We start from the raw sequence: 11838 nt of genomic DNA, 5'->3' as shown, positions 1-11838 counted from the left end.
GACACCGTAAAAAAGGACACTTTTCATGAAAATTTTGCAATTACTCACGCTGTCATTGGCAACACTGCTGTTGAGCGCTTGCGTTACTGTCTATGAGGAACCCCAAAGCGAGGCATTACAGGCCAACGCCGAGGTCAGCGAAATCATGAATTTTGCGCATCCCGAGCCGCGCCACTTTGTTGGCGGACAACCGAAGAAAAACGAAGTTGCAGAACTTGCCGATGCCGGCGTGGATATGATTATTAACTTACGTAGCCATGCCGAAATGAATGGTATTCATGAAGCCGAATGGGCCACCGAGAATCACCTTGCCTATTACCATATTCCGATTGCGGGCGCCGATGATCTGACCAAAGAAAACGTCTTACTGTTCCATCAGAACTTGTGGCTGAACGAAGAAAAAGCCATCTACATGCACTGCGCCAGTGGTAACCGTGCGGGGGCGATGATGGCGTTGCGCGCAGCATGGCATCAAGGTGCCAGCACCGAAGAAGCCCTTGCCATCGGTGAGCGTTATGGCATGACAAGCCTACGCAAGCGTGTCGAAGAGCTGCTCAGCGAATAATTTTATGCTAGAATACGCGCGCAATTTTTGACCTCGGATTTGCGATCCGAATCGCCAAAAGAAGGAAGTAACATGTATATTTGCGCCGCACTCTATAAGTTTGTGGAATTTAACGATTTTGAAGCCTTTCGCGAGCCCCTTTACGACTGCATGGTTGCACAGGGCGTCAAAGGTACCTTACTGCTTGCACGCGAGGGCATTAACGGCACCATTTGTGGCACCCGCGAAGGCATCGATACCGTGCTTGCTTTTATTCGCAGTCGCGACGAGTTCAGTGACATCGAACACAAAGAGTCACCGAGCGATACCCAAGCGTTTTATCGCACCAAAGTGAAGCTGAAAAAAGAAATCGTTACCATGGGTATCGATTGGGTCGACCCGAAAAACGTGGTCGGTACCTACGTTGAACCCAAAGATTGGAACGACTTGATTCGTGACCCTGAAGTTCTGCTGATCGATACTCGTAATGATTACGAATATGCAGTCGGTACCTTCGAGGGTGCAATCAATCCCAAGACCGATAGTTTCCGTGAATTTCCGCAGTACGTGAAAGATCATCTTGACCCGGCCAAACACAAAAAGGTAGCGATGTTTTGCACCGGCGGCATTCGTTGCGAAAAATCCACCGCTTATTTAAAGTCGATTGGTTTCGACGAGGTGTATCACTTGAAAGGCGGCATCTTGAAGTACTTAGAAGAGGTGCCAGAAACCGATACCACATGGAACGGTGATTGTTTTGTCTTTGACCAGCGCGTAACCGTGCGCCACGGCCTCGAACAAGGCGATTACGATCAGTGCTATGCCTGTCGCATGCCGATTACGGAAGCAGAAAAAGCCTCTGAGCATTATCAAAAAGGGGTCAGCTGTCCACATTGCTTTGATAAAACCACTCCAGAGCAAAAGCAACGCTTTGCCGAGCGTGAAAAGCAAATCCAACTCGCCAAGCAACGCGGCGAGCAACATATTCGCGACGGTAAGCTCGAAGAAAAATCGATGTAGGCAATCGCTTACATAAACTTCTTGTTGTGGCTTGAAAACGTCTATACTTAACCATAAGTTTTATTATAGACATCAAGTTTTTAAGCTCACAACAAGGAGTATGTAATGCAACAGCTAAACGTTATTGGTCTAGACCAACATCACGCTGAAAAGCTTGCCGAGAAACTCAACGAGCTCCTCGCCAATTACCAAATCTTTTACATGAACGTGCGCGGTTTCCACTGGAACATCAAAGGCCAAGAGTTTTTTGAACTGCACGCTAAATTTGAAGAAACCTACAACGACTTGTTGCTCAAAGTCGATGAAATCGCCGAACGCATTTTAACCCTTGGCCAGCGCCCACTGCATGCCTACTCTGTGTACATCAAAAGCAGTGAAATTATCGAAGCTAAAGATATTCACGACGGCAAAGCCTGTGTACGTGAGATTTTGGACAGCTATCGCGTCACCATCCGCTTGCAACGCGAACTGCTTGAGCTTGCCGGTGAGGCTGGTGACGAAGGCACGTCATCATTAATGAGCGACTACATTAAAGAGCAGGAAAAAACTGCTTGGATGTTAACGTCTTACTTGGGTGCCTAACAATTCATTGTATTCGCTCAAGATTTTGCTAAGCTGAAATTGGAAGTAAACCTCAAAACAAGAAAGAAAAGGACCGTTTCATGAATAAAGTGATTGGCATTATTCTTTTAGTCGTAGGGATTATCTTGCTGTATTTCGGTTACGAGGCGTATAACTCCGTCGCATCTGAAGCAAGCCAAGCGTTAACCGGTGAAACTACCGACAACGCGATGTGGTATTTGATCGGCGGCGCCGTTGCGGTGATTGTCGGGCTTTACGGCATCATTCGCGGTAAATAAAGCGTTCAATGAACAAGGCCGTGCGACACCTAATGTCGCACGGCCTTTTTTATACGCTTCAAAGGTTAGTCTTGTTGCACATTCGGCAAGGTCAGCGCGCGAAAACCTGCGATTAAACCCAGCACAATCAGCACCACCATGACCATCTCTACACCGGCGAAGCTATCCACCACACCGAGCAAAATACCAAGTAACAGCACGAGACCAATCACTGTATTGGACACTGCGGTAAACTGTGCGCGATTTTCTTGTGTCGCCATGTCGACCAAGTAGGTTTTGCGCCCCACGCGAGCACCTTGGTGGGCAACCGCAGCCAAAAAGATAAGTAAACCTGCCAGCCATTGCTGGGCCAGCAAATCGTCACTCATGGTAAAGCACAATAACGCACCTGCCATAACCGCAACCGCCATAAACGCAGCCGCTGCCATGACATGATGACTGGCCGAATCGGACCATTTGCCCCAAAAGCGTCCAGCCAGCATGCCAGCGATGCCGTTCGCCAACATCATTCCACCTAAGCTGGTGAGACTACCTTCACCACTGCGTTGAATCATCACCACTATGTAGGGAATGGCAAAAGCCGATGACACCAATAGCGCTCGCGTCAGTACGAAACTGCCGAATTGCTTGTCTTGCCACAACAAGCGCAATGACTTCAACGCTTCAATCATCGCGTTGCCACCACCTTCGGTTGCGCCGGGTACCTCAGGTACTTGCGCATAAGTGACTGCCGCCGCAAACCACAAAATGGCAGCAAACCCTAGCAAACCGGTAAAGATCAGAACATTACCGTCACTGGCCGCTTGACCGAGAAATTGCGGTGCAAAAATCACTACCAGCGCGGTCAGCACTGACAGCAGCCCAGCCACCGATGCGGCAATACCGGATAAACGCCCACGCCGGGTTTTAGAAATGGTTTTTCCTTGCACATCTTTAATTGCCACCGAACACACACCGCGGGCCGTACTGAAAATCGTCAACAGAATGACAATCGCCCAACCGAGCGCCGCGTCGCGCAGCGCCAGCACACTGAACAGCATGCCAACCAAAGCCAGCGCTTGCCCCAGTGAACCGGCAACCCAAAACCATTTACGTATCGGCGTTTCGCGTAGCTGCTGTGCAATAATTAACTGTGGCAATAACGCCAATGATTCGCGCAGCGGCACCAAGGCACTGATAAAGGCCGATGGCGCACCCAAGGAGGACAAAATCCACGGCAGCACCAACCGAGCGCTGACTAAGGAATCGCCTAGCTTGGTCATACTCAGCGCAAGCAAATGTGCAATAAAGGCTTTTGGCTGATCATTACAGGCCGCGTCGGGAATATCCTTACAGACCCGTGCGTCTTCATCTTCGGCTAAATAGCCATAGACTTTTTCGGTCAGGTTTTGTTGCTGGGCCGAATCACTCATGGTTCACTTCCTTATTCGCTAATACGCTGCAAATGATGATGCAACTCGTACCATAGCTGATTCACCACTGCGACCAGCTCCATCCAATGCGCCAAGGTGTCGTACTGCAAGGTAAAACCTGCGGCAGCTTCATAGGCGTTTAAAAAAGCTTTTTGTTGCGGGCGCTCTAAGTCATTCGCTGCAATGGTATTGGCAAGGTCAAAATAGCGCTCGCCCATGCCTGCGTATTCCCAATCAATAACTTTCGGCGTCGGTGCCAAGAACACGTGATGCAGCGCCAAATCGTTGTGACAAAACACCGGGTGCGCGGCAAAACTGTCGAGTAACTTACGAAACTTTTGCAGCCGCGACTTAAATTGCGCGGCATGTTCGGCATCAAATTCGGCTAATTGATCGCAGTAGCGCTGTAACCGCTCGCGTAACGACCAAACCGCCACTTCAACGGGCAATCGATGAATGTGCGCAGATAGATCTGCCAGCGTTTGTAATTTCACCGTCATGGCAACATCGGCATGCGCCAGATCGGGTTCTTCAAGGTAACTTTGTAATACCAAGCCCTGCACTGCATCGTAGTGCAATACTTGCGGTGCCAATTGCTGCGCTGCCAACTGTTGTTGCACGCGCACTTCTTGGTCACGATCAAGTCCGTAAGGATGGTCGAAGCGGAACTGTTTCAGGATGTAGGTTTGCTGAGTGGTGACGATTTTATAGACGTTATTAGCGACCCCGCGTAAGAGCGGCTCGGTTTTAATAACCCCGTGGATGGGCAGACTTTCTAACCACTGCTGCTGCATTGTTGCTCCTGTGCTGATGCTCCATGCGCGCCAACGCGCCATTGCCACATTGCGTACACGACCAGACCTAAATATACGCCATAAAGTCCGCCGGTGATCACAAAACCTTTGCTGCTATAAAGGTACACATAAATGGCATCGATCACTAGCCAGTACCACCAGTTGGCGAATTGCTTGCGTGTTAGGAGCCAGGTTGCGAACAGCGAATAAACGGTGGTGTAGCTATCGAGCCAGACCGCATCGGCGTCGGTAAAGGTTTGTAGCGTCCACGCCAAAGCAGCAGCCAGCACGGCTAACACCACACACCACAGCACATGAAAGCGCCAACTCAAGGCACTGACCTGTTGCGCGTCGATTTGCGCCTTACCGTAACGCCATTGCCACCAGCCGTAGCCTGCGAGTAGCACATAAATGACCTGTAACCCAGCTTCCATGTACAACTTAGCACCAAACATCAGCTGCGTGTAGATCACACAGCTGATGCCCGCCGCAAGCCAGCACCACAAAGATTGGTGTGCCGCCAACACCAGATAGCCGATGGCTAATACGACCGCAGTCCACTCTAACCAAGACGTCGCAAGGATTTGTTCAACCAGTTGTTGTAGCCACGGATTCATGGGTGTTTCCTTTGCGCTGACAGCTGCTTAAAAGTGATAGTTGGCGGTGAAACCAAAGCGACGTGGTTCACCAAATTGTTCATAGGTTTCTGGCACATACTCTTTGCGCGGGTCATTGCCAAAGTAGAAGCCACGAATACCGTAATCTTCGTCGGTTAAGTTACGCGCCCACAACGACAACCGCCACGCACCCAGTTGCCAACGAACATTGGCATGGAGGACTTGCATCGAATCAGCGCGACTCATGTGCGAATCAGAATAATAGAAGCCGTCTTTACCATCCGTTTCGAGCGTCAGTTGCAGATTTTCCAGCAACTGCCAACGCACACCCGCATTGTATTGATAATTCGGTGCATGGGCTTGCTCTCGACCACTCATATCGACGCCGTCTTCAGTGACGAAACCATCGATTTCAGTTTCCAACCAGCCAACGCTAGCAAAGGTTTCCACTGCTTCGTTGACGCGGTAAGTGACTTCAAGCTCCGCACCGTAGGCATTGCCTTCAGCCGCATTCTGCAGGTAGCCGACAAAGCTTTGATCGCGGTTGACCCAACCTTTGAGTTGAACGTCATCACGCTGTTGTACAAAAACTGCGGCTTGCAGCGCCAAACGCTGATCGGCACTGACCACTTTGTGCCCTAACTCTAGGCTGGTGAGCAACTCCGGCGCAAAAGTCGCGCGTGCCAATAAATAGTCGCGCAAATCTGTCAAACTCGCGTCCTGCGCTTTACCCAAAGCCTCACCGTTGACACCACCAGCTTTGTAACCACGCGCTAAAGTCAGGTACCAAAGCTGATCGACCTCGGGCAAATAACTTAAACTTAGGCGCCCTCCCCACATCGTATCGGTCGGGTTTTCCCGTACCTGATTCGAGTCAGTGTAGCCATTATCATAGCGTTCAAAGCGCGCGCCGGCGGTCAGTTGCCAAGCAGGATTCACATGATGGGTCAGTTCACCATAAATAGCGCGATGCTCGCTTAAGTAGTCACTGGTAAAGGCATCTTGTTGGTCAATGTCCCAGTTATAGAAATCGCGACGCAAGGTTTCGTCACGATCGTAAATATAAATACCGGCCAACCAATCGGTTTCCCGTTGCGCCAACATAAGTGGTTGCTGACTGACAATCCGTAACTCGATGGTTTGGTCGTCGCGTTCACGCTCATATGCATCAAACGAGCTGTATTCCCAACCCGGTGCGATACCGACATAGCTCCAATCTTCATCGTAGCTGTAGACGCTGTCTGCCGTTAGCGTGCTGACGCTCAGCTCGACCTCAGCAGCTTGCCAGCCATTGTAAGTGAGTGCTAACCGACCGGCGCGACTACGTAAATCGTCTTCACCAGGTTCATCCGATAAAGTTGTGCGGTCGTTATCCAGCGAAAAGGCATCGTAGCCATTGTCTTGGCGCAAGGCATGAAAAGTCGTTCGCAGTGACCAATCAGGTGCTAATTCGGTGAACAGATTTATACGTAGATTGCGCTCTGAGCGACTGTTGGTGTCGTCACGCTGCAGATAGGTATTCTCAATGAAGCCATCGTCACGTTGCTGGTAGACGCTGATACGCCCCCGTCCCAATGCGCCTAGCTCGGCGCCGGCGGCAAAGCCACCGCGCACACCGCCGTAATTGGCGACACCTAATTGCCATTGGCCTTGGGCTTCTGTGCCGGGCTGGGTACTCTCAAGTACCAACATACCGGCCATTCCATCGGCACCAAAACGACCACTTTGCGGCCCGCGATACACTTCGACTTGGCTAATATCAAAGAGCTGCGCAGCTTGTGCCAAACCACTGTAATTAATGCCGTCGATGAGCAACCCAACCGAGGGCTGGATCGGGTCCACAAACTGGCTGCGCTCGCCCACGCCACGAATTTGGATAAAACGTGCGCGCGAACTACCACCAGAAAAGTTCACATTGGCCATGGCATTAAGCATGCTTTCAAGGTGCACCGCACCCCGTTGACCAAAGCGCTCGGCCACTAAAGCGGTGACGCTGGTGGGTGCTTCTTGCACGGTCATGCGGCGAAAGTCACCTTGAATGGTGATGCGTTCGATGGATTGATTAGCGTCGTCGGTGGATTGCGCCAACGCAGGCGAACTGCAAAGAGTGGTGGTCGCGGCAAGCGCGCTCAATAAAGAAAGATTGCGAATCATGGATTATTTCCTCAACTTCTGGTTCAGAAACAATCCGGTCGGGTAAGAGATCTGGATGAACTAAGTTCGTTACCATTCCTACGCCAGTATTAACCGGATCAGGTGCAAAGGGTTCGCTCATAGCATCTCAGCCACACCGTTAAATACGGGGGCACCCCTTGGTAATGCGCTGCAAAGTATAACAGCGTGCTTAAATGAAGGCTAGCGCGTCGCCATAGAGCTGTGCCAGCGGCAGACCACGCGCATGAAAATCATCGCGAATCACGCGCACCATTTCAAAACGACCTGCCACATAGACATCGGCTTCTGCCAGGTCTGTTTGCTCAAGCATCACCGCTTGGTGCACTAGGCCAATCGCGCCATGCCACTGTGCATCAGCTTCTTCTACTACTGGACGGTAATGAAAATGCTCATGCTGCTCGCTTAAGGCTTGCAGTTTGGCATCGTAATACAAATCGGCCGGCTTGCGTCCGCCCCAATACAAGGTGACCGGGCGTTCTGGTTGCTTACGCAAGTGCGCCTGCAAAATCGACCAAGTGTAGGAAAAACCCGTACCACCAGCGATGAGGATCATCGCCCGCTCACTGTTCGGACGGTACTGCGCGCTGCCCAGTGGAGCTTCAATCACCAACTCACGCTGTTGTTGCAGCCGTTCAATCACTTCCATGGCATAGGGATTATCCGGTGTTGCACCGATGTGCAGCTCCACCGTATCTGTTTTCGATGGACAAGAAGCGATGGAAAACGGGCGCTTATCGCGCTCGCCCATGACCACTTGTAAGTACTGTCCGGCACTAAACTCAATCGCTTCTGGCAACTGCAACACCACGCGATACACCTGTGGTGTCAAATTTTCGAGCTCTGCCAACTGCGCTAATAATTGTTTCATTAATCCAAGAATCCTTAATCCAAAATGCCCAATTCGTCCCACATTGCATCGACCTTCGCTTTCACTTCGTCGGCCATCACAATAGGTACGCCCCACTCACGTTCGGTTTCACCCGGCCATTTATTGGTCGCATCCATGCCCATTTTTGAGCCGAGCCCAGACACTGGTGAGGCGAAATCTAAGTAATCAATCGGCGTGTTCTCAACCAACACCGTATCACGAGCGGGGTCCATTCGCGTGGTCATCGCCCAGATGACGTCTTGCCAATCACGCGCATTGACGTCATCGTCGCAGACAATCACGAATTTGGTGTACATAAATTGCCGCAAGAACGACCACACACCCATCATCACCCGCTTTGCATGTCCGGCGTACTGCTTCTTCATGGTCACCACGGCAACGCGATAGGAACAACCTTCGGGCGGCAGATAAAAATCGACAATCTCTGGAAATTGCTTTTGCAACAAAGGCACGAACACTTCGTTCAGCGCGACACCTAATACGGCAGGTTCATCTGGTGGCCGTCCGGTGTAAGTTGAATGATAAATAGGTTGCCGCCGCTGCGTGACATGCGTCACGGTAAAGACCGGAAACTCATCGACTTCGTTGTAATAGCCGGTGTGATCACCGTAAGGTCCTTCAGGCGCCATTTCTCCTGGTGCGATGTAGCCTTCCAAAATGATTTCGGCATGCGCGGGCACTTGTAAATCGTTGCTCACACATTTCACTACCTCGGTCTTGCCATCGCGCAGCAAACCGGCAAAAGCGTACTCTGACAAACTATCTGGCACTGGTGTTACGGCACCAAGAATGGTGGCGGGATCAGCGCCCAAGGCCACCGCAACCGGGAAGTTCTCCCCCGGGTGCTGGCGCTGCCATTCTTGAAAGTCTAGCGCGCCACCACGGTGCGACAGCCAACGCATGATGACTTTATTCTTACCGAGCAGTTGCTGCCGATAAATGCCCAAATTCTGGCGCTCTTTATGTGGCCCTTTAGTCACCGTAAGGCCCCACGTTATGAGCGGCGCAACGTCGCCGGGCCAGCAGTGTTGAATCGGCAACTGCGTCAAGTCGACTTGCTCGCCACTGAGCACCACCTCTTGGCACGGCGCTTTTTTAAGTTGCTTAGGCGACATTGAGAGCACTTTCTTGTACACCGGCAACAAGTTTAAGGCATCACGAAAACCTTTCGGTGGCTCTGGCTCCTTCAGAAACGCCAGTAATTTGCCGACATCGCGCAACGCTTCGACGGAGTCTTGCCCCATGCCCAGTGCAACCCGTTCTGGGGTGCCAAATAAATTGGCGAGCACAGGTACGCTATGGCCTTTGACATTTTCGAACAACAACGCAGGCCCGCCCGCTTTCAGCGTGCGATCAGAGATTTCCGTCATTTCTAAATAGGGGTCGACCTCAATCTGAATGCGTTTTAAATCACCACGCTGTTCAAGGAGCGCGATAAAGTCTCGCAAGTCTTGATATTTCACTGCTGCCTCGGCTTTTCAGTTTTTTTCCATTATACGGAGTTTCACGGCGGTTTTCAGTGCTTTCAAAGTACGCTAGGCTAAAGCCATTGTCGTCACAAGGATGCTGTTCCATGCCCACCACTAGCTTTACCCTTATCGCTTGTTTCACTGCACTATTGGTGCTGGTGAGTGTAGTGCCATGGTCGAGCCGCACCCATTGGTTAATCAGAGTCTGGGATTTTCCACGTCTACAATTAACGGTTGTGGCTCTGCTGTTGCTGCTAGCCAGCGCCTACTGGCTACCACTGACGGCGGGCAGCACATGGCTATTGGTTGCGTTCCAACTCGCCGCGTGCGCGTGGCACCTCTGGTGGATCTTTCCTTACACGCCACTGGCCGCACGCACAGTCCCGCGCTACAAGCGCAAGCGTGACGAAAGCAAAGTCTGTGAACACCTACGCATTCTTACCGTCAACGTGCTACAACCTAATCGCAACGCTATCGAGCTGGTTCGTACCATTAACCGCGAGCGCCCTGACATTATCGTCGCCGTCGAAACCAACGACTGGTGGCAGCAGCAGCTCACCGACATTGAAGATGACCTGCCTCACGTTGTTCGCGTGCCACAGAACAACCTATACGGCATGATGCTGTATTCAGTTTGGCCACTGGAAAACATTTCGGTCGAAAATGTGATTGAAGATAACGTGCCGTCGATTCATGTCGACGTACAAATGCCCGGTGGCCGTGTCGTCAAACTCCATTGCGTACATCCCGCGCCGCCGAGTCCAACCGAAAACGAAAAGTCCAAGCCCCGCGATCGCGAGCTGCTAACCATTGCCAAGCGTGCGGCAAAAGAGCATGGCCCCGTCGTCGTTACCGGTGACCTAAACGATGTTGCTTGGTCGCCTACGACCCGCGAGTTTTTGCAAACCAGTCGATTGCTCGATCCGCGCATGGGCCGTGGCTTCTTTAATACGTTTCACACCCAACTACCGTTTTTGCGTTGGCCGCTCGACCACCTGTTTCACAGCAACCACTTTCTGTTGGTAGAAATGAAACGCCTGCCTAAGTTTGGCTCTGATCACTTCCCATTGCTGATCGAGCTGGCATTGAAAAAGGAATGAGGTTGGCTGTGACACAGAATATTGAACACCCTCAAAAGGCCCCAAAAGCGCGGGGCCTTTGATTCGAAACTGCTGCACAAATTAATTATCCTTAACCAGCTCTCTAGTCCAATTAATTTGATTTTGTTTAAGGCTTAGCACTTTTGTGATCCGCTCAATTGATTTATTGGAACTCACCTGTGAATCCACATATACTGGTGTACCTGATTGTGGAGCATTGCGGTGCCTAATAAAGACTACAAATCCGATGATTTCATCAAAAATATGGCCTGCTAAAAAATGATCGAGATCATCTCTTCCATCAACAAATTCTATACCAAACTTATCTGATAACTCTTCTGGCTCCATTGATAATCTCATCAACGGATAACAATCCCTACTTGGCCACCCAGTGAATTTCCTTTGATCTAACATATTCATATTTACCTAACATTGAACTTTGGTAACGTCGCACTTAATAACTGCTTTATCTCCGACCGTTTGAACATCTGGATTGTGCCCATTCCCCGACCAAGTTGGTTGCCCTGGAATACCTCCTGAGTCAGGAGTTGCAGACGTTGTAAATTCAAACCCCTGTTTCCCCTCAGGTAAGGGACCACCATATGCTTGGACTTTTGGAATATCAGATTGAACAAAGTTTGTTGGGGCGTTCCCCTCGAGTTTACCAGATTTCTGTATAGCTTGAATATTTTCGGCAGAATCACCTAAGCGATGATAGATTTGCTTAGCTTCTCCACCAAAACCAGTAGCTAAATCCGCTACTGCAAACGCATCATCTAAAGTAAGTTGGCCATCCGCCAATGTACTTAGATTATCTGCAAAACTAGCAAGTTCATCAGCTCCGGCTTTCCTGAAGTCTCCTCCGTTTTTTATGGCTCTCCTGACAACGTTAAATGCTGCCTTCGCCAATTTTAAGAATTTTCCAGATGGATCTACGTTGTTAATCGGGTCATTGGCA

13 protein-coding genes and 1 riboswitch are annotated in these 11838 nt (G+C 50.6%); of the genes, 5 read left to right on the top strand and 8 right to left on the bottom strand.

Annotated features, from left to right (window positions below):
* The first annotated feature begins 25 nt into the window (after nt 1–25).
* The 4 genes from IDAT_RS04120 (at nt 26) to IDAT_RS04105 (ending at nt 2424) form a co-directional block, all read left to right on the top strand.
* Nucleotides 26–565, top strand: a complete 540-nt coding sequence (locus tag IDAT_RS04120) for a protein tyrosine phosphatase family protein (protein ID WP_051986575.1) — start codon at nt 26–28, stop codon at nt 563–565.
* Nucleotides 566–637: 72 nt separating this feature from the next.
* Complete coding sequence (gene trhO / locus IDAT_RS04115) at nt 638–1564, top strand: oxygen-dependent tRNA uridine(34) hydroxylase TrhO (RefSeq protein ID WP_034730931.1); 927 nt, start codon at nt 638–640, stop codon at nt 1562–1564.
* A gap of 105 nt (nt 1565–1669) precedes the next feature.
* The gene (locus IDAT_RS04110; protein ID WP_034730929.1) at nt 1670–2146 is read left to right on the top strand and encodes a Dps family protein; all 477 of its coding nucleotides are present in this window, start codon (nt 1670–1672) and stop codon (nt 2144–2146) included.
* A gap of 80 nt (nt 2147–2226) precedes the next feature.
* Nucleotides 2227–2424 (top strand): DUF3185 family protein, encoded by a 198-nt coding sequence (locus IDAT_RS04105; RefSeq protein ID WP_034730927.1) that lies wholly within the window; start codon nt 2227–2229, stop codon nt 2422–2424.
* A 65-nt stretch (nt 2425–2489) separates the two neighbouring features.
* On the opposite strand, the gene IDAT_RS04100 is transcribed toward IDAT_RS04105, so the two are convergent.
* From IDAT_RS04100 to ubiD, 6 genes are all read right to left on the bottom strand, one after another.
* Entirely contained in the window at nt 2490–3836 is a 1347-nt protein-coding gene (locus IDAT_RS04100) for an MFS transporter (protein WP_034730925.1), read from the bottom strand.
* 11 nt (nt 3837–3847) lie between these two features.
* Nucleotides 3848–4630, bottom strand: coding sequence for a phosphotransferase (locus IDAT_RS04095; protein WP_034730922.1), 783 nt, complete (start codon nt 4628–4630; stop codon nt 3848–3850).
* Nucleotides 4612–5247 (bottom strand): nicotinamide riboside transporter PnuC, encoded by a 636-nt coding sequence (gene pnuC, locus IDAT_RS04090; protein WP_034730920.1) that lies wholly within the window; start codon nt 5245–5247, stop codon nt 4612–4614. The genes IDAT_RS04095 and pnuC overlap by 19 nt, the downstream gene beginning before the upstream one ends.
* A 27-nt stretch (nt 5248–5274) precedes the next feature.
* Nucleotides 5275–7401: a TonB-dependent receptor gene (locus IDAT_RS04085; RefSeq protein ID WP_034730916.1), complete on the bottom strand. Its 2127-nt coding sequence runs from the start codon at nt 7399–7401 to the stop codon at nt 5275–5277.
* A gap of 58 nt (nt 7402–7459) precedes the next feature.
* Nucleotides 7460–7570, bottom strand: a riboswitch (TPP riboswitch).
* Between the two features lie 21 nt (nt 7571–7591).
* On the bottom strand, nt 7592–8290 hold the full coding sequence (gene fre, locus IDAT_RS04080) for an NAD(P)H-flavin reductase (RefSeq protein WP_034730914.1): 699 nt from the start codon (nt 8288–8290) through the stop codon (nt 7592–7594).
* 14 nt (nt 8291–8304) lie between these two features.
* Nucleotides 8305–9774 (bottom strand): 4-hydroxy-3-polyprenylbenzoate decarboxylase, encoded by a 1470-nt coding sequence (ubiD, locus tag IDAT_RS04075; RefSeq protein ID WP_034730911.1) that lies wholly within the window; start codon nt 9772–9774, stop codon nt 8305–8307.
* A gap of 110 nt (nt 9775–9884) precedes the next feature.
* On the opposite strand from ubiD, the gene IDAT_RS04070 reads away from it, so the two are divergent.
* Nucleotides 9885–10880 carry an endonuclease/exonuclease/phosphatase family protein gene (locus IDAT_RS04070; protein ID WP_051986574.1) on the top strand — a complete coding sequence of 332 codons (996 nt, stop codon included), beginning with the start codon at nt 9885–9887 and terminating at the stop codon, nt 10878–10880.
* A gap of 81 nt (nt 10881–10961) precedes the next feature.
* On the opposite strand, the gene IDAT_RS04065 is transcribed toward IDAT_RS04070, so the two are convergent.
* Complete coding sequence (locus IDAT_RS04065; protein ID WP_156099477.1) at nt 10962–11228, bottom strand: hypothetical protein; 267 nt, start codon at nt 11226–11228, stop codon at nt 10962–10964.
* 78 nt (nt 11229–11306) lie between these two features.
* Nucleotides 11307–11838, bottom strand: a 532-nt coding sequence (locus IDAT_RS13335; protein WP_034730905.1) for a hypothetical protein, incomplete at its 5' end; no start/stop codon positions are given.

This window comes from Pseudidiomarina atlantica (genome assembly GCF_000753735.1).
GTDB classification, from domain to species: Bacteria; Pseudomonadota; Gammaproteobacteria; order Enterobacterales; family Alteromonadaceae; genus Pseudidiomarina; species Pseudidiomarina atlantica.
The sequence above is the reverse complement of the archived record's forward strand: the minus strand, read 5'-3'. Positions and strand labels throughout refer to the sequence as shown.